This is a genomic window from Pseudomonas sp. D3, from assembly GCF_029320995.1.
In the GTDB taxonomy this organism is placed as follows: domain Bacteria; phylum Pseudomonadota; class Gammaproteobacteria; order Pseudomonadales; family Pseudomonadaceae; genus Aquipseudomonas; species Aquipseudomonas paraveronii.
On record NZ_CP119772.1, the window covers coordinates 903,314 to 921,459 of the forward strand.

At 62.4% G+C, this 18,146-nt stretch carries 12 protein-coding genes; 5 read left to right on the forward strand and 7 right to left on the reverse strand.

Annotation, left to right across the window (positions count from 1 at the left end; translation table 11 throughout):
- Positions 1 to 32: 32 nt before the first annotated feature.
- From accC to P3S72_RS03905, 5 genes are all read right to left on the reverse strand, one after another.
- Positions 33 to 1,394, reverse strand: a complete 1,362-nt coding sequence (accC, locus tag P3S72_RS03885) for an acetyl-CoA carboxylase biotin carboxylase subunit (protein ID WP_276196322.1) — start codon at positions 1,392 to 1,394, stop codon at positions 33 to 35.
- Positions 1,395 to 1,411: 17 nt separating this feature from the next.
- Entirely contained in the window at positions 1,412 to 1,867 is a 456-nt protein-coding gene (gene accB, locus P3S72_RS03890; protein WP_276196323.1) for an acetyl-CoA carboxylase biotin carboxyl carrier protein, read from the reverse strand.
- Positions 1,868 to 1,891: 24 nt separating this feature from the next.
- Positions 1,892 to 2,347, reverse strand: a complete 456-nt coding sequence (gene aroQ / locus P3S72_RS03895; RefSeq protein WP_017849665.1) for a type II 3-dehydroquinate dehydratase — start codon at positions 2,345 to 2,347, stop codon at positions 1,892 to 1,894.
- Between the two features lie 296 nt (positions 2,348 to 2,643).
- Positions 2,644 to 4,605, reverse strand: a complete 1,962-nt coding sequence (locus P3S72_RS03900) for a methyl-accepting chemotaxis protein (protein WP_276196324.1) — start codon at positions 4,603 to 4,605, stop codon at positions 2,644 to 2,646.
- Positions 4,606 to 4,658: 53 nt separating this feature from the next.
- Positions 4,659 to 6,329, reverse strand: coding sequence for a diguanylate cyclase (locus P3S72_RS03905; RefSeq protein ID WP_276196325.1), 1,671 nt, complete (start codon positions 6,327 to 6,329; stop codon positions 4,659 to 4,661).
- Between the two features lie 313 nt (positions 6,330 to 6,642).
- Between P3S72_RS03905 and P3S72_RS03910 the strand changes: the two genes are divergently transcribed.
- The 4 genes from P3S72_RS03910 (at position 6,643) to speA (ending at position 10,861) form a co-directional block, all read left to right on the forward strand.
- Positions 6,643 to 7,710, forward strand: a complete 1,068-nt coding sequence (locus P3S72_RS03910) for a DUF2333 family protein (RefSeq protein ID WP_276196326.1) — start codon at positions 6,643 to 6,645, stop codon at positions 7,708 to 7,710.
- Between the two features lie 2 nt (positions 7,711 to 7,712).
- Positions 7,713 to 8,249: an NUDIX hydrolase gene (locus tag P3S72_RS03915; RefSeq protein ID WP_247400113.1), complete on the forward strand. Its 537-nt coding sequence runs from the start codon at positions 7,713 to 7,715 to the stop codon at positions 8,247 to 8,249.
- Positions 8,250 to 8,431: 182 nt separating this feature from the next.
- Complete coding sequence (locus tag P3S72_RS03920; RefSeq protein ID WP_247400115.1) at positions 8,432 to 8,803, forward strand: translation initiation factor Sui1; 372 nt, start codon at positions 8,432 to 8,434, stop codon at positions 8,801 to 8,803.
- 144 nt (positions 8,804 to 8,947) lie between these two features.
- Entirely contained in the window at positions 8,948 to 10,861 is a 1,914-nt protein-coding gene (speA, locus tag P3S72_RS03925) for an arginine decarboxylase (RefSeq protein ID WP_276196327.1), read from the forward strand.
- Positions 10,862 to 10,971: 110 nt separating this feature from the next.
- Here the strand turns inward: speA and P3S72_RS03930 are convergent, their stop codons facing one another.
- Entirely contained in the window at positions 10,972 to 12,315 is a 1,344-nt protein-coding gene (locus tag P3S72_RS03930; RefSeq protein WP_276196328.1) for an MATE family efflux transporter, read from the reverse strand.
- Positions 12,316 to 12,700: 385 nt separating this feature from the next.
- Here P3S72_RS03930 and P3S72_RS03935 point away from each other — a divergent pair, with 385 nt between their 5' ends.
- Positions 12,701 to 17,599, forward strand: a complete 4,899-nt coding sequence (locus P3S72_RS03935) for an alpha-2-macroglobulin (RefSeq protein ID WP_276196329.1) — start codon at positions 12,701 to 12,703, stop codon at positions 17,597 to 17,599.
- 198 nt (positions 17,600 to 17,797) lie between these two features.
- On the opposite strand, the gene P3S72_RS03940 is transcribed toward P3S72_RS03935, so the two are convergent.
- The gene (locus P3S72_RS03940; protein WP_017849656.1) at positions 17,798 to 18,091 is read right to left on the reverse strand and encodes a hypothetical protein; all 294 of its coding nucleotides are present in this window, start codon (positions 18,089 to 18,091) and stop codon (positions 17,798 to 17,800) included.
- Positions 18,092 to 18,146: the final 55 nt, after the last annotated feature.

Here is an 18,146-nt window from a genome sequence, read left to right on the forward strand (position 1 = left end):
CCGCCCGAAGGCGGCTTTGTTGGGTGGAGCACTTACTGGTTGGCCAGCTTGTGTTCCAGGTAGTGAATGTTCACACCACCTTTGCAGAAGCCTTCATCACGGACCAGATCCCGATGCAGCGGGATGTTGGTATTGATGCCGTCGACCACGATTTCGTCCAGGGCGTTACGCATGCGGGCCATGGCCTCGTCACGGGTGGCGCCCCAGGTGATCAGCTTGCCGATCAGCGAGTCGTAGTTGGACGGAACCTTGTAGCCGCTGTACAGGTGCGAATCGACGCGAACGCCGTTGCCGCCTGGAGCATGGAAATGCTTGACCAGGCCTGGACTCGGGATAAAGGTTTTCGGGTCTTCGGCGTTGATCCGGCACTCCAGGGAGTGGCCGTGGATCTTCACGTCGTCCTGGGTGAAGGACAGCTCGTTACCGGCGGCGATGCTCAGCATCTCCTTGACGATATCGATACCGGTGACCATCTCCGAAACCGGGTGTTCTACCTGTACGCGAGTGTTCATCTCGATGAAGTAGAAACGACCGTTCTCGTAGAGGAACTCGAAGGTACCGGCGCCACGGTAGTTGATGTCGATGCATGCCTTGACGCAACGCGCGAGCACTTCCTCACGGGCTTTCTCGTCCAGGCCCGGTGCCGGTGCTTCTTCCAATACCTTCTGGTGACGACGTTGCAGCGAGCAATCGCGGTCGCCCAGGTGGATGGCGTGGCCCTGGCCGTCGGACAGCACCTGCACTTCCACGTGACGTGGGTTGGTCAGGTACTTTTCCAGGTAGACCATCGGGTTGCCGAACCAGGCAGCCGCTTCGGAGCGAGTCTGCTTGGCCGCTTCGATCAGGTCTTCTTCTTTATGCACCACGCGCATGCCGCGACCACCGCCGCCGCCTGCGGCCTTGATGATCACCGGGTAACCGACTTCGCGACCAATGCGCAGAGCGGTTGTCTCGTCTTCAGGCAGCGGGCCGTCGGAGCCGGGAACGGTTGGCACGCCGGCTTCGATCATGGCGTCCTTGGCCGAGACCTTGTCGCCCATCAGGCGAATGGTCTCGGCTTTCGGGCCGATGAAGGCAAACCCGGACTTTTCCACCTGTTCGGCGAAATCGGCGTTTTCCGCGAGGAAGCCGTAGCCCGGGTGAATGCCATCAGCGCCGGTCACTTCTGCGGCGGCGATGATGTTCGCGACTTTCAGGTACGAGTTCGCGGCCAGTGGCGGGCCGATGCAGATGCTTTCGTCCGCCAGTTTTACGTGCATCAGTTCGGTATCGGCCGTCGAGTAAACAGCGACGGTCTTGATGCCCTCTTCCTTACAGGCGCGCAGGATACGCAGCGCGATCTCGCCGCGGTTGGCGATCAGGACTTTTTGCAGTTTCTTCGCAGGTTTCAACATCGAAGGCGCTCCGCGGTTCAAACGATGGTGAACAGCGGCTGGTCGTATTCAACCGGCTGACCGTTTTCTACCAGGATGGATTCGATGACGCCGGCTTTTTCGGCCGTGATGTGGTTCATCATTTTCATCGCTTCCACGATGCAAATGGTGTCGCCCACTTTCACGGTCTTGCCGACTTCAACGAAGGCTGGCGAGGTCGGTGCCGGGGTGCGGTAGAACGTACCGACCATTGGCGACTTGACCACGAAGCCATTCAGCACAGGCGCGGCCGGGGCGGCAGGCGCGGCGGCAGCAGGTGCGGCAGCCGGAGCAGCGGGTGCCGGGGCTTGCATCTGTGGCGCGTAGAACTGCTGGGCCGGAGTCTTGCTGTGACGGCTGATCCGGACGGACTCTTCGCCTTCCTTGATTTCCAGCTCGTCGATACCGGACTCTTCCAGCAGTTCGATCAGTTTCTTAACTTTACGGATATCCATGAATCATCAACTCCCAAGGGTCGGTCAGGGGCGCTTGGCCGGTTGTTCAAGTTGTTCCAGGGCGGCCTCCAGGGCCAGTCGGTAACCGCTGGCGCCAAGGCCGCAGATCACTCCTACCGCAACGTCGGAGAAGTAAGAGTGATGGCGGAAAGGTTCGCGTTTGTACACGTTCGACAAATGCACTTCGATGAATGGGATGCTCACCGCCAGCAGCGCGTCACGTAATGCAACACTTGTGTGCGTAAAAGCGGCGGGATTGATCAGGATAAAGTCCACGCCTTCGCCGCGCGCGGCGTGGATGCGATCAATCAATTCGTACTCGGCGTTGCTTTGCAGGTACAGCAGATGGTGGCCGGCTTCACGAGCCCGTCGCTCCAGATCGAGGTTGATCTGTTCCAGGGTCACAGCCCCGTAGACGCCCGGTTCGCGGGTGCCGAGCAGGTTCAGGTTGGGTCCGTGAAGAACCAGTAAGGTCGCCATCGGCTGTTCCTTGTTATTGATGTGGGTACGGCAGAACCCGGCGACTATGCCGCAAAGTCTTTATGACTGTCCAGTTCTATGCAGTAGGCTGCACGATTAGCGAGGATTGCGCAAAATTTGTGACCAAGTTGCCCGGCCTGGTCATTGGCAACACGATTTTGAAAACACAGGAGGTCAAATGTGGGAGGGGGCTTGCCCCCGATAGCGGTGGATCAGTTACAGATATTGAGACTGGCACACCGCTATCGGGGGCAAGCCCCCTCCCACATTGGTTCTTCGCATGGCGCTAGATCGGGTCAGACGCGGAAGGCTTGGACGGCAGTGTTGAGTTGGCCGCCCAGCACCAACAGGTGTTCACCCTGGCTGCGGCCCTGGCCGATGCGTAGCAGGTTGTCCTCACCCAGCTGATGAATCCGTTCGCTGTTATCGCGGATCTCACTCACGGCACCGCTCTGCTGCGCGGTCACATCGGCGATGCGCACGGCGGTGTCGGAAATGGTCTGTATCGCTCCGACAATTTCATCCAGCGCGCCGTCGGCCGCTTGTGCTTGCTGGGCGGTGGCTTCGGCGTGTTCGACCTGCGCGCGCATGCCTTCCACCGACTGGCGGGCAGCGGTTTGCAGGCCGGCGATCAGGCCCTGGATTTCGGCGGTGGCGCCTGCGGTGCGTTGGGCCAGGGAGCGCACTTCGTCGGCGACCACGGCGAAACCGCGCCCGGCTTCCCCGGCGCGGGCGGCTTCAATGGCCGCGTTGAGCGCCAGCAGGTTGGTCTGGTCGGCTATCGAGCGAATCACCGTCAACACGCCGCCGATGGTCGCGGACTCTTCGGCGAGTTTCTCGATCATCTGTGCGTTTTGCTGCACTTCGCCGACCAGCGCATGCAGCCCGGTCAGGCTCAGGCCGATCACCCGCTGGCCTTGTTCCACCGCCTGGCCCGCGCTGCGGCTGGCGCCGGCGGCCTGGCTGGCGTCGCCGGCCACCTGCTGGATGGTTGCTTCGAGTTCGCCCAGCGAGTCGCGGATCTGCGCGGTGTCCCCGGCCTGACGCTCGGCGCCGTCGTGTAGGCCGCTGCTCAACTCGGCCAGGGCGCGACTGCTGCCCGCCACTTCCTCGGCATTGCCGCGAATGGTGCCCACCAAGTCCACCAGATAGGCGCGCAGGCGGTTGAGGGAGGCTTCGATGTCGCGCAGTTCGCGGTTGGTCTTGCCCAGGGCAATCGGCTGGCTGAAGTCGCCTTCGGCCCAGGTCGACAGGGCCGGTGCCAGGTTGGTCAGCACCCGCGCCAGGCGCCGTTGCAGGGTATCGATCAGCAGCGCGATCAGCAGGATCAGGCCGATCATCACCCCTTGCATCAGGCGCACTTCGCCCTGGATCGCGGCGTGTTGCCCACGCACGACCGGCTCCAGGCCCGCGATCGCCTGTTGCACGGCGGCGATTTTCAGTTGGGTGCTGGCGGCCAGGTTGGCGCGCTGCTGGATTTGCTCGCGGGTACGCTTGAGTTCGGCCGGGTAGCGGGTCAGCAGGCTGTTGAGTTCGCGCTTGAGGTCGACGCCGGTGTCTTGTGTTTCGGCTTTTTCGCTGTTTTCCAGGCCCATCAGTGCCGAAAAGTCATCGGTGTTCGAACCGGCGCTGGCCTTGACCCCGAGTAAGGGCAGTTGCTCCAGCAGGTCGGCCTGGCCACGGATATTGGCGACTTCGCGCTCCACATCGTCCGCCAGTTCCGCCCGCCCGCTGCTCACCAGCTTGTCGCGGGCCAGGGACAGCTTGCCCAGGTGCTGCGAGGCTGCCAGCAGCGGCGGCAGGTAGCGCGCCGCGTCGGGCGAATTGACCGCGCTGGCGTACTGGCTCAGTTGCTCCAGGTTCGCGCCCAATTCGCGCTCGGCTTGCAGCAGCAGCGCTTGCGGGTCGCCGGCCAATTTGCCGGCGGCGAGCAGGTCGGTTTTGCTGAAGGTATCGAGCTCCTTCAGGCTGGGGCGCAGGCTTTGCGCGAGGTCGGCAGGCAATTCATCCAAGTGCTGCAGCAGGCTTTCCAGGCTCTGGCTGGCGCTGCTCAAGCGCAGGGCGTCGCCGCTGGCCAGGTAGTCGTCGATATTGCGTGCGGCCTGGTTCTGGAAGGTCTGCGACAACCCCAGGTAGCGTTCCATCAACAAGTAAGGCCGCTCCAGTGCGCGTTGCGACCACCAGAGCGTCGCCCCGAGTGCCAGGCACACGGCCACCAGCAGGAGGGTATTGAGATTGGTCAGCAGCTTCAGGCGCATGCGTGGTTTCAACCGACAGCAAAAGTTAAGTGCCTGAAGTTATTGCGTTTCCATTACAAAGTTATGACGGAATCACTGGATTCCGGTGAAAAGATGGCACTTTGCTTTGATGTGCGCGCGGCTTGAACGCGATTGCGTCCGGCATCCTTGGCGCGGTACAGCGCCTCGTCGGCTAGGGTGGCCATCATCAGGCTGTCGGAATCGTCGCACAGCTCCACCAGCCCGGCGCTGAAGGTACACCACAGGTCATGCGGCTGGGCCGGGTAGTGAATTTCGGCAAAGCGCCCACGAATCTCATCCAGCACCTTGCAGGCCGATTCCAGGTCGGTATCGGGCATCACAATCGCAAACTCTTCACCGCCGTAGCGGCCGATGTAGTCGGTCTTGCGCAAGCGCTGTTTGAGAAACAGCGCCAGGCTCTTGATCACCCGGTCGCCCATGGGGTGGCCGTGGCTGTCGTTGACCCGCTTGAAGTGGTCGATGTCGAGCATGGCAAAGCTCAACGGCTTGTTCTCGCGGCGTGCGCGGAAGCTGCAGTCTTCGAGCAGTTGCAGGATATGGGTGTGGTTGTACAGGCCGGTCAGGCTGTCGCGCACCATCCGTGCCTTGAGGTTGCGCGCACGGGCCGCGCGGTTGCGCACGGTGGTGATCAGGTGGCGCGGCTTGATCGGCTTGGTGAGGAAGTCGTCGCCGCCTTCGCTCATGGCGTCCAGCTGTTTGTCCAGGTCGTCCTCGGCCGACAGGTAGATGATCGGCACGCTGACGTAACGGTCGTTGTGACGAATCACCTTGGCCAGTTCGGTGCCGGTACAGGCGGGCATGTACATGTCGAGGATGATCAGGTCGGGCTGGAAATCCGCCAGCTCGGCCATGGCCTTGATCGGCTCGATCAGCGTGCGGGTGATGATGCCGGCACTGTTGAGCAGGCGCTCGGTGTGCAGCGCCTGCGCCCGTGAGTCGTCGATGATCAGCACTTTATAGGGGTCGTACTGCGCAACGCAGGTCAGCACTTCGATCTTTTCCAGCAGGCTCGAGGCTTCCAGCGTGCCGGTCAGGAACTCTTCGCCGCCGGCGCGCACGGCGGCGAGGCGGGTCGGGGTGTCGGTTTCATGCAGGCTGAAAAACAGCAACGGCAGCTTTTGCTCCAGGCCTTCCTGGGCCTCGGCGGCCAGTTGGAGGCCCAGACCCGGGCCGCAGAAGTCCACGTCCATCACAATCGCCGACGGCAGGCGCTCGGCCATCGCCACACGATACGCCGCCACGCTGTCCAGGGACTGGGCGCTCAAGCCAAAGAATTCCAGTTGCTTGGCCAGGCGCTCGGCGCGATCGTGATCGGCCAGCATCACGTAGATCGGCTTGCGCATCGGCGGCAGGAAGGTTTGCTCAAGCTGGTCGCCCTGGCGCAGGCCGGTGCGGGACAGGCGTTGCATCAGGCGGTTGATTTCGGTGATCAGTTGGCTGCTCAGGCGGCCGCGATTGGCGTCCACCGCTTTGAGCGACTCGCCGATATGCTGGGCCAACTGGTGGTGCTCGGGCTGTTCGAAGCGTTCGGCGAAGCGCAGCAGTCGCAGGTTGGCTTCGCTGAGTTCGGAGAAGTCGACGTCGGACCATTCGCTGCGCTGCAGGCGCTGCCAGATCTCAAGAATTTGACGTGCCTGATGAATTACCCGCTGGGCAAAGTGCTGCTTGAGACGCTCACGGCTGGGGTCTTCTGGCTCGGTCATATCTTGACTACTAGTGAAGGTGCGTACTGAGGTCGACTAATGGCTCTATGCTAGCACCTCTTTTCGGTTCGATGAGTGTCATACGTCAATTAACTGCGTATCCCTGGCATTCAGTTGCTGACTCATTGGTCGCACAGCGAAAAAAACCTGCATCCTTTATAGTCGGATGCCCCCAGGTACGCCCATTGGATGACGGCTGTGCGATGAAAAGCCCCGCATTGACGGGCACGATGGGGTAGGGTTGCTGTCGGAGTGTTTGAACGCACGCCGTCGATTGAAGTGCATGAACTCAAGTGATTGAAAGGATATCGCCATGCTGGACTGGAAAAACCGTGCAGGCAGTGCCAAAGGCCCCGCCCCTGAACCCAAGTCGGGCAACCGCAGCTATTTGCGTAGCATGCTGATGAGCCGAGCGGTGCTCAGCGTACTTGGCTTGTATCTGTTGGTTACCGGTGCTTTGGGTTGGTACTGGAGCGAAGAGCCGGCGCTGTTCCCGGTCCAGCAGAACGCCCAGCTTGCCGCCGAAAAGGAAGGCAAGCAGATGGTGGTGGGTTACACCACCGTGGAAACCCTCAAGACCGTGGCCGGCACCTTGCTGAACAAGCCCGGTGGCTATATTTCCAACGACCGTTTCCCGCCTGGCCTGTGGATGGACAACATGCCGAGCTGGGAATACGGCGTGCTGGTGCAGGTGCGCGACCTGACCCGTGCCTTGCGTAAGGATTTCGCCCGCTCCCAGTCGCAGTCGGCGGAAGACACCGACCTCGCCAAGGCTGAGCCGCGTTTCAACTTTGACAACAAGAGCTGGGTGCTGCCTTCCAGCGAGTCGGAGTACCAGGAAGGCATCAACTCCCTGAGCCGCTATGAAGCGCGCCTGTCCGACCCGAACCAGCGCGGCGCGTTGTTCTATGCGCGCGCCGACAACCTCAACAACTGGCTGGGCGATGTCGCCACGCGCCTGGGTTCGTTGTCGCAACGTCTGTCGGCGAGTGTCGGCCGGGTCAAGCTGAACACCTCACTGAAAACCGAAGCGCTGGCGCCGGGTCAAGTGCCGCAGCTCGATGAAGAAGTGGTGGAAACCCCATGGATGCAGATCGACAACGTGTTCTACGAAGCCCGTGGCCAGGCCTGGGCCTTGTCCCACTTGTTGCGCGCTATCGAAGTCGACTTTGCCGACGTGCTGGCCAAGAAAAACGCTACGGTCAGCGTGCGCCAGATCATTCGTGAGCTGGAGGCTTCGCAAGAGCCGGTCTGGAGCCCGATGATCCTCAACGGCAGCGGCTTTGGCATACTGGCCAACCACTCATTGGTGATGGCCAACTACATTTCCCGGGCCAACGCGGCCGTGATCGACTTGCGTCAACTCCTTAACCAAGGGTAATGATGGACGTGACTCAAAAGGAGGCCGCGCACCGCGCGGCCTCCGATGCGGAACTGATCTGCTGGGTCGACGAGCACGACAACCTGCTCGGCGCCCTGGTCCGGTCCGACCTTCGCCAGCGTGGCCTGATCGGCCGTTGCACCTTTATCTTCCTGTTCAACTCGGCAGGTGAACTGTGCGTGCATCGCCGCACCCTGAGCAAAGCCCTGTACCCCGGATTCTGGGACACGGCCGCGGGCGGGATGGTGGCGGACGGCGAGAGTTATGCCGATTCGGCCGCCCGGGAGCTTGAAGAAGAACTCGGCGTAGGCGGGGTGGAACTGGTTGAACACGACCATTTCTACTTCGAGGACGGCGACAGCCGGCTCTGGTGCAAGTCCTACGCAGCCGTATGGGATGGCGCGCTGAGCCTGCAGCCTGAAGAAGTCATGGAAGCGCGCTTTTTACCCCTTGAAATAGTCCTACAGGAAGCTGAACAAAAGCCCTACTGCCCGGACGCGCAAGAGGGCTTGCGCCGCTATCTGGCCTCACGTCGCTAAAGTTGTATAAATTGGCGCCATTTGGCCCTTAGCAAGTGGGCCTTTTGTGGTTACACTGCGCGACTTTTCACCCGAACCGCCTTGGCGGGTCGGTAGCGCTGCCCCTGCCTGAGTGGGGCTTCGCGGTCGGCAACCTCCTGAGCGTGTGCCGATCAGTCTTTGTCCTCACAAGAGGATTGCCGGTGGCCAAAAAAGCCGCATCCTTCGCCGCCCTCGGCGGCCTGGTATTTTCCACCGACGCAGGTCGACACTGCCCGGATTGTCGTCAGCCCGTGGACGCCTGTACCTGCAAACAAACCCTGATCCCCGAAGGCGACGGCATTGCCCGCGTGCGACGCGAGAGCAAAGGCCGTGGCGGCAAAACGGTGACCACCATCACCGGCGCGCCGCTGGCCGAAGACGCCTTGAAGGAACTGGCTACCACGCTGAAAAAGCGCTGTGGCACCGGTGGCGCGTTGAAAGACGGGGTCATCGAGATCCAGGGCGATCACGTCGAGTTGCTGTTGGCCGAGTTGATCAAGCTCGGGTACAAGGCCAAGAAGTCCGGTGGCTGAAAGCCTCTTCCCAGCCTGTGTCTAAACTCTGTCCTGCGAGTGGGGTCTGACCTTGCTTACAGGCAAATCGTCATTTTCATTCTTTAGACTGCGCCAGCCTCGAACGAGGGGCGGCGCCTTCGACTTCATTTATAGGGGACTTCGATGTCCGTACGACGCACACGCAAAGACGATGGCAGCCAATGGACAGTTGCGGACAGCCGCAGTGTTTACGGGATTCGCCATTGGGGGGCCGGGTATTTCGCGATCAATGATGCCGGTCGCGTTGAAGTTCGTCCGAACGGCCCGAACAGCACGCCGGTCGACCTGTACGAGCAAGTCGACGCGCTGCGCAAAAGCGGCTTGTCCTTGCCGTTGCTGGTGCGTTTTCCCGACATCCTGCAAGACCGCGTGCGCCAGTTGACCGGCGCATTCGACTCGAACATCGAGCGCCTGGAATACCAGAGCAAATACACCGCGCTGTACCCGATCAAGGTGAACCAGCAGGAAGCGGTGATCGAAAACATCATCGCCACCCAGGACGTGTCCATCGGCCTGGAAGCCGGCTCCAAGCCGGAACTGCTGGCCGTGCTGGCGCTGGCGCCGAAAGGCGGGACCATCGTCTGTAACGGTTACAAGGACCGCGAATTCATCCGCCTGGCGCTGATGGGCCAGAAGCTGGGTCACAACGTGTTCATCGTGATCGAGAAAGAGTCCGAAGTTGGGCTGGTGATCGAAGAAGCCGCCAACCTCAAGGTCAAGCCTCAGATCGGCCTGCGCGTGCGCCTGTCGTCCCTGGCGTCGAGCAAGTGGGCTGACACCGGCGGCGAGAAGTCCAAGTTCGGGCTGTCGGCGGCGCAACTGTTGTCGGTGGTCGAGCGCTTCCGCGCCGCCAGCCTGGACCAGGGCATCCGCCTGCTGCACTTCCACATGGGCTCGCAGATCGCCAACCTGGCCGACTACCAGCACGGGTTCAAGGAAGCCATTCGTTACTACGGCGAACTGCGCAACCTCGGCCTGCCGGTGGATCACATCGACGTCGGCGGCGGCCTGGGCGTTGACTACGACGGCACCCACTCGCGTAACGCCAGCTCGATCAACTACGACATGGACGACTACGCCGGTGTGGTCGTGGGCATGCTCAAGGAATTCTGCGACGCGCAGAGCCTGCCGCACCCGAACATCTTCTCCGAGAGCGGCCGTTCCCTGACCGCCCACCACGCCATGCTGGTGGTGCAAGTCACCGACGTCGAGAAACACAACGACGAAATGCCGCAGATCGAGAACAAGGAGAACCTGCCGGAAACCGTGCAATGGCTGGTAGACCTGCTCGGCCCGACCGACATCGAGATGGTCACCGAAACCTACTGGCGCGCCACTCACTACATGAGCGACGTGGCCACTCAGTACGCCGACGGCAAACTGACCCTGGCGGAAAAAGCCCTGGCCGAGCAATGCTACTTCGCCGTGTGCCGCCGCCTGCATAACTCGCTGAAGGCGCGCCAGCGTTCGCACCGCCAGGTGCTCGACGAACTCAACGACAAGCTGGCGGATAAATACATCTGCAACTTCTCGGTGTTCCAGAGCCTGCCGGATACCTGGGCCATCGGCCAGGTACTGCCGATCCTGCCGCTGCACCGTCTCGACGAAGAGCCGATGCGCCGCGCGGTATTGCAGGACTTGACCTGCGACTCCGACGGCAAGATCAAGCAATACGTCGACGAGCAGAGTATCGAGACCAGCCTGCCGGTACACGCGTTGAAGGATGGCGAAGATTACCTGCTGGGTATCTTCCTGGTCGGCGCGTACCAGGAAATCCTCGGTGACATGCACAACCTGTTCGGTGACACCGACTCGGTGAACATCTACCAGCGTGCCGACGGTTCGGTGTACAGCGCCGGGATCGAGACCCACGACACCATCGAAGACATGCTGCGTTATGTTCACTTGTCGCCGGAAGAGTTGATGACGCATTACCGGGACAAGTGCGCGAGCGCGAAGATCAGCGCCAGCGAGCGCACGCAGTTTCTCGATGCGTTGCGTCTGGGCCTGACGCGTTCGTCTTACCTGTCCTCATAAGTGCAGCGACCCGGCTCCAATGTGGGAGCCGGGCTTGCCCGCGATGGCGGTGTGTGATGCAGTGATTTAACTGCCGATACCCCGCCATCGTAGGCAATTCCGCCCTTCCTTCAATTCCCGCCCAACCAAAGCCCCCGCCGCTTGAGTCGCCAGGCAATCGCCCAGAGCGTCAGACTGCGCACCGCCATGAACAGCAGAAAGGTTATCCACAGCCCGTGGTTGCCCAAACCCTGCAACGCCCCGGCGAACGGCAGCGTAATCAGCACTGTCAGCAGCATGCCATTGCGCATTTCCCGCGCACGGGTGGCGCCGATAAACAGCCCGTCCAGCAGATAACTCCACACCGCAATCAACGGCAGTACCGCGAGGTAAGGCAGGTAGATGTCGGCGGTTTCGCGCACGCTGGGGATATCGGTCTGCATGGCGATAAACAGATGGCCGGCGAAGCTGAACAGCAAGGCAAAACCGACGCTGGCGATCAGCGACCAACCGCAGGCGACGACCAGTGAGCGGCGCAACGCGTGGCGGTCATGGGCGCCGATGGCGTGGCCGCACAGAGCTTCGACGGCGTGGGCCAAACCGTCCAGCGCATGGGCGGTCAGCAACAGGCCATTGAGCAGCAGCGCGTTGGCCGCCACCGTGGCATCGCCCAACCGGGCGCCTTGTACCGTGATCATGAAAAACACCGACTGCAACGCCAGGCTGCGGATAAAGATGTCGCGGTTCACCGCCAGCAGCGGGCGCCAGCTGTGCCACCGTTGCAAAGCGGCCCAGGCGATATGCCCGGGGTAGGCGCGCAGGGCTTTTTGCGTGAGGGCCAGGCCGAGCAGTGCGCCGGTCCATTCGGCGATCACCGACGCCCGCGCGGAACCGACCACCCCCCAGTCCAGGCCGAGTACAAACCACAGGTTCAGGGCGATGTTGACCAGGTTGGTGGTCAGCAGGATCGCCAGCGGTGCGCGGGCGTTTTGCGTGCCGAGGAACCAGCCGACCAGGGCGTAGCTGGCGAGGGCCGCGGGCAGGCCGAACAGGCGGGTGTGGAAAAATTCGCGGGTCAGTTGGTTCAGTTCGGGGGAGGGTTGCATCCACTCCAGGGCCAGGTGACTCAGGGGGATGCCCACCGTGCCAAGCAACATCGCCAGCCCCAGCGCGAGCAACAGACCTTGCAGCAGGATTTGCCGCAGCGCCGCGCCGTCATTGCGCCCGGCGGCTTGGGCGGCGAAGCCGGTGGAGCCCATGCGCAGAAACCCCATGGCCCAGGCGAGGAAGGTATACAGGCTGGCCCCGACGGCGACGGCGCCCAGTTGGTGGGCGTGGGGCAGGTGGCCGATGACTATGCTGTCGACCAGGGCAACCAGCGGTACCGAGATGTTCGACAGGATCATCGGCGCGGCCAGGGCCCAGACGCGGCGGTGGGTTGGGCGGTGGCGCCAGTCGCTGAGCAGTGAAGTCATTTGGGCTCCTTGGGGGAGTGGCATTGTAACCGTCCCCCAGCACGCCGCAGAACCAATGTGGAATGGGGGGTTAAATGTGGGAGGGGGCTTGCTCCCGATGGCGGTGAGTCAGTCAGCTTATTTGTAGCTGACCCACTGCAATCGGGGGCAAGCCCCCTCCCACATTTAGCCCTCATTCCACATTTAGCCCCTCATTCCACATTTTGATCTCCAGTGATTTTGATCTCCGGTGATGTTGATCTTCGGTGTTTGTGGGATTTGGCTTGGGTCGGGGGATGCGAAGAACCAAACCGCCCTCCGTCGGTCAATGTGACCGGCGCCACAGCGGCTTGGCCGGCGCTGATATATAGTTCACCCCTCGGTTTCCTCTGACTACGAGTGCCTCATGCTTAACAAAGGACTGTTCCTGGCTTGTGCGCTGGCCCTGCTGAGCGCCTGCGATTCCTCCGATAAACCGGCTGCCCCGCCCGCCCCAGCAGCGAGCAGCGTAGCGCCGAAGGCAGCCAAGGCGGCGGTGGATGTGGCGGCGTTGAAGCAGCGGTATGCCGGGCGTGAGCTGAGTGTGGTGGACGTGTCGGAGGTGCAGTTGGACGGCGCCAGCACGTTGTCGGTGAGTTTTTCCATCCCGTTGGACCCGGAGCAGAAATTCGCCGACAAGTTGCATCTGGTGGACAGCAAGTCGGGCAAGGTCGACGGCGCCTGGGAGCTGTCGGATAACTTGATGGAGCTGCGCCTGCGCCACCTGGAACCGCAGCGCAAGTTGGTGCTGACGGTCGACCCCGGTGTGCGCGCGGTGAATAACAACCTGTTGCCCGCCGAGTACATCGCCCGCCTGGAAACCCGCGACCTGCAAGCCACTGTCGGCTTCGCCAGCCGTGGCACGCTGTTGCCCACGCGCCTGGCCGAGGGGTTGCCGGTGATTGCGCTGAATGTCGACAAGATCGACGTCGAGTTCTTCCGGATCAAGGCCGAATCCCTGCCGTCGTTCCTCGCGCAGTGGGGGCGCAACACCAGCCTGCAAAGCTATGAATCGCGCGAACTGCTGCCGCTGGCCGATCTGGTCTACGGCGGCCGTTTCGACCTGAACCCGGCGCGCAATACCCGTGAAACCCTGTTGCTGCCGATCGCCGGCCTCAAGCAATTGCAGCAGCCGGGTGTGTACCTGGCGGTGATGCGTGCGTCGGGCACCTACAACTATTCGCAACCGGCCACGTTGTTCACCTTGAGTGATATCGGCTTGTCGGTTCACCGCTACGCCAATCGCCTGGACGTGTTTACTCAGGCGTTGGACGGCGGCAAGGCGCTGGATGGCGTCGACCTTGAAGTGCTCGACGCCGAGGGCCGGGTGGTGGGCCAGGGCAAGACCGAGAAGGGCGGTCACGCCGAACTGCCGTTGCCGAAAAAGGCCCAGGTGCTGCTGGCCAAGCAGGGCGAACAGACCAGCCTGTTGCGCCTGGACAGTGCTGCCCTCGATCTGGCGGAGTTCGATATCGGCGGGCAACCGTCGCACCCGCTGCAATTCTTTGTGTTCGGCCCGCGCGATCTGTATCGCCCTGGCGAAACCGTGCTGCTTAACGCCTTGTTGCGCGACAAGGACGGCAATGCAGTTAAACCGCAGCCGGTGAGCGTCGAAGTGCGTCGCCCGGATGAGCAGGTTAGCCGTAAATTCGTCTGGGATGCCGACGCGTCCGGCCTCTATCAATATCAACTGCAACTGGCCGGCGAAGCGCCGACCGGGCGTTGGCAGTTGGTGTTCGACCTGGGCGACGGCAAGCCACAGTTGTATGAATTCCTTGTCGAAGACTTCCTGCCCGAGCGCCTGGCGCTGGAGCTCAAGGGCAGCGACACGGCATTGAGCCCGGCGGAGAACCCGGTCATCCAGGTCAATGGCCGCTACCTCTACGGCGCGCCGGCGGCGGGCAACCGGGTCAGCGGGCAGGTGTATGTGCGCCCGCTGCGCGAGGCGGTGAAATCGCTGCCGGGTTACCAGTTCGGCTCCGTCACCGAAGAAGAGCTGAGCCAGGATTTTGAACTGGATGAAAGCGTACTCGACGCCAAGGGCCAGGAAGCCCTGAGCCTGGAAAGCAAATGGGCCGACGCCAAGTCGCCGCTGCAACTGATCGTGCAAGCCAGCCTGCACGAATCGGGCGGACGCCCGATCACCCGGCGCCTGGTGCAGCCGATCTGGCCGGCCGAGCAACTGCCGGGTCTGCGCGGGCTGTTTGACGGCAAGGAAACCAACGGCGACGGCCCGGCGGAATTTGAAGTGCTGCTGGCCAACCAGGCCGGGCAGAAACTCGCCGCGAAAAACCTCAAGGTGCGCCTGGTGCGCGAGCGCCGCGACTACTACTGGAATTACTCGGAGAGCGACGGCTGGAGCTATCACTACAACCAGAAATTCCTCAACCTTGACGAGCAGACCCTGAACATCAAGGCCGGCGACACCGCCAAGGTCAGCTTCCAGGTGGAGTGGGGCCCTTACCGCGTCGAGGTCGAAGACCCGCAGACCGGGCTGGTCAGCAGCCTGCGCTTCTGGGCCGGTTACCAGGCCCAGGACAACACCGAAGGCGGCGCCGTGCGGCCCGATCAGGTCAAGCTGGCGCTGGACAAGCCCGCCTATGGCGACGGCGATACCGCCAACGTCACCGTGACGCCGCCGGCGGCCGGTAAAGGCTACCTGCTGGTGGAGTCTGCCGAGGGGCCGCTGTGGTGGCAGGAAATCGACGTGCCAGCCGAGGGCAAACGTTTCGCCGTGAAGCTCGACCCGAAATGGGCGCGTCATGATCTCTACGTCAGCGCCCTGGTGATTCGCCCCGGCGAGCGCAAAGCCAACATCACCCCCAAACGGGCGGTGGGCCTGCTGCACCTGCCGTTGGATCGCACCCAGCGCAAACTTGCGCTGACCCTCACCGCCCCGGAAAAAATGCGCCCCAAACAAGCGCTGACGGTGAAAGTCGCCGCAAAAAATGCCGATGGCAGCGTGCCCAAACAGGTGCATGTGCTGGTGGCGGCGGTGGACGTGGGCATCCTCAATATCACCGAATACCCGACGCCCGATCCGTACTCCAGCCTGTTCGGCCGCAAGGCGTATGGCGTGGACCAGTTCGACATCTATGGCCAACTGATCGAGGCCGGCCAGGGGCGCCTGGCGAGCCTGGCCTTCGGTGGTGACGCTGCGTTGGCCAAAGGCGGCAAACGCCCGGACACCAGCGTGACCATCGTCGCCCTGCAAAGCGCGCCGGTGACGTTGAACGAGCAGGGCGAGGGCGAAATCAGCGTCAATATCCCGGATTTCAACGGTGAGCTGCGCCTGATGGCCCAGGCCTGGAGTGATGATCGCTACGGCATGGCTGAAGCCAAAACCGTGATCGCCGCACCGCTGATTGCCGAATTGTCTGCGCCGCGCTTCCTTGCGGGTGGCGACCAGACCACCTTGGCGCTGGACCTGTCCAACCTGTCGGGCAAGGCGCAAAAGCTCGATGTGCAACTGAGTGCCGAAGGGCAGTTGGAGCTGGTCAACGGTGGCGCGCAATCGGTTGAACTCAAACAAGGCCAGCGCACCACGCTGCGCATCCCGGTGAAAGCCTGGGGCGGCCTGGGGCAAGGCAAGTTCAAGGTCACGGTGAACGGCCTGGACCTGCCCGGTGAAAACCTGCCGCCGTTCAGCCGCGAATGGACCCTGGGCGTGCGCCCGGCCTACCCGGCCTTGCTCAAGCAGTATCGCGCGGTGCTCAAGGAGCAGCCGTGGAGCCTACCGGCGGGCGCGCTCGATCAGTTCGACAGCTCGGGGCGCGAGGCGTTGCTGAGCCTGTCGAGCCGGCCGCCGTTGAACCTCGGCGCGCAAATCACTGCGCTCAAGGCTTACCCCTACGGTTGCCTGGAGCAGACCGCCAGTGGCCTGTACCCGTCGCTGTATGCCGACGATGCCTTGCTCAAGCGCCTGGGCGTCAAGGGCGAGCCGGACGCCGAGCGCAAACGCAAGATCGAGCTGGGCATCGAACGCCTGCTGGGCATGCAGCGCTACAACGGCAGCTTTGGCTTGTGGGGCGCCGATGGCGAAGAGGAATACTGGCTGACCGCCTACGTCACCGACTTCCTGCTGCGCGCCCGCGACCAGGGCTTTGCCGTGCCGCCGGACGCCTTGAAAAAAGCCAGTGAGCGCCTGCTGCGTTATGTGCAGGAGCGCAACCTGATCGAAGTCGACTACAGCGACAACGCCGAGCACACCCGCTTTGCCGTGCAGGCCTACGCCGGCCTGGTACTGGCGCGCAGTCAGCAGGCGCCGTTGGGCGCGTTGCGCAGTCTGTTCGAGCGGCGCAGCGATGCGCGTTCCGGGTTGCCGTTGGTGCAACTGGCCATCGCCTTGCAGAAAATGGGCGACCAGCCGCGCGCCGATCAAGCCTTGCTCGCAGGGTTGGCGGCGCAACGCAATGCCAAGGAATGGCTGGCCGACTATGGCAGCCCGCTGCGGGACCAGGCGATGATCCTGGCGCTGCTCGAAGAAAATGACCTGGCCAAGGGCAAGCGTGAAGAGCGTTTGTTTACGCTGTCGGATCAATTGGCGGCCAGCCCGTACTTGTCGACCCAGGAACGTAATTCGCTGTTCCTCGCCGGGCGCCTCGGGTTCGCCCAGCCTGAGTCGAATTGGCAGGTGTCGCTCACCGGCAGTGGCGGCGTGCGCGAATTGAATAATCAACAGTCGACGTTGGCGTTGGCCGGCGCGCTGCTGTCCAGCGACCTGAGCCTGAGCAATCAGGGCGAGACGCCGGTGTACCAGCAGTTGACGATCTCGGGTTATCCACAGGTGCCACCGGCTGCCGGCGGCGACAACCTGAGCATCCGCCGCGAATACCTGGGCATGAACGGCCAGCCGCTGAACCTGCGTAGCCTCAACAGCGGCGATCTGGTGCTGGTGCATCTGGCGGTGAGCGCCAAGCAGCGCGTGCCGGACGCTCTGGTGGTGGACCTGTTGCCGGCGGGCCTGGAGTTGGAAAACCAGAACCTGGCGCAAAGCGCCGCAAGCCTGGAAAACGCCAGCAGCCAGGTGAAGGAATGGCGCGAGTCGATGCAGAACGCGTCACTCAAGCATCAGGAGTTTCGTGATGACCGCTATGTGGCGGCGATGAACCTGGATGGCTATGGCACCACGCACTTGTTGTATCTGGCGCGGGCGGTGACGCCGGGGACGTATCGGGTGCCGCCGCCGCAGGTGGAGTCGATGTATCGGCCGAACTGGCAGGCGGTGGGGGAGACTCCGGTGGATTTGGTGATCAAGGGGCGGTGATGGCGCGATGTGGGAGGGTGGCTAAGTCTGGGAGGGAGGCTAAATGTGCAGTGGAGGCTAAATCTGGGAATGGGGGCTAAATGTGGGAGGGGGCAAGCCCCCGATTGCGGTGTATCAGTATCAAATCTACTGACTGACCCACCGCTATCGGGGGCAAGCCCCCTCCCACAGGGATTTGTGGTGTTTTTTGGTGGGGGGTTAGTGGACGACCCAACTGAGCAGCCATAGGCCGAGCATCAGCCAGATGATGCCCATGATGATCGATGCGCGCATGAAGGCGCGAACGGCCGAGTACAGCAGCATCAGGCCGAGGATCAGGGTAATGATGCTGATGATGGACGTGTCCATGCCCAAGGTGCGCGACAGGCCATCGATAAAGTTGCCACCGGCGTGGGTCAAGGCACCGAAGATGCCGCTGAGGCCGTCGACGATAAAACGGATGACGGAGCCGAGCGCCTGGCCCAACCATTCGAAAAAGCTTTCTACCTGCATGTGCGTGTCCTGATGAGAAGGTGGGCGTGTCTGTGCCTTTGGTTGTTGATAACGC

Bases quoted from the DNA above. Each gene is read 5' to 3' on its own strand.
- accC (WP_276196322.1), bottom strand. From the start codon at position 1,394: ATGTTGAAACCTGCGAAGAAACTGCAAAAAGTCCTGATCGCCAACCGC.
- accB (WP_276196323.1), bottom strand. From the start codon at position 1,867: ATGGATATCCGTAAAGTTAAGAAACTGATCGAACTGCTGGAAGAGTCC.
- aroQ (WP_017849665.1), bottom strand. From the start codon at position 2,347: ATGGCGACCTTACTGGTTCTTCACGGACCCAACCTGAACCTGCTCGGC.
- P3S72_RS03900 (WP_276196324.1), bottom strand. From the start codon at position 4,605: ATGCGCCTGAAGCTGCTGACCAATCTCAATACCCTCCTGCTGGTGGCC.
- P3S72_RS03905 (WP_276196325.1), bottom strand. From the start codon at position 6,329: ATGACCGAGCCAGAAGACCCCAGCCGTGAGCGTCTCAAGCAGCACTTT.
- P3S72_RS03910 (WP_276196326.1), top strand. From the start codon at position 6,643: ATGCTGGACTGGAAAAACCGTGCAGGCAGTGCCAAAGGCCCCGCCCCT.
- P3S72_RS03915 (WP_247400113.1), top strand. From the start codon at position 7,713: ATGGACGTGACTCAAAAGGAGGCCGCGCACCGCGCGGCCTCCGATGCG.
- speA (WP_276196327.1), top strand. From the start codon at position 8,948: ATGTCCGTACGACGCACACGCAAAGACGATGGCAGCCAATGGACAGTT.
- P3S72_RS03930 (WP_276196328.1), bottom strand. From the start codon at position 12,315: ATGACTTCACTGCTCAGCGACTGGCGCCACCGCCCAACCCACCGCCGC.
- P3S72_RS03935 (WP_276196329.1), top strand. From the start codon at position 12,701: ATGCTTAACAAAGGACTGTTCCTGGCTTGTGCGCTGGCCCTGCTGAGC.
- P3S72_RS03940 (WP_017849656.1), bottom strand. From the start codon at position 18,091: ATGCAGGTAGAAAGCTTTTTCGAATGGTTGGGCCAGGCGCTCGGCTCC.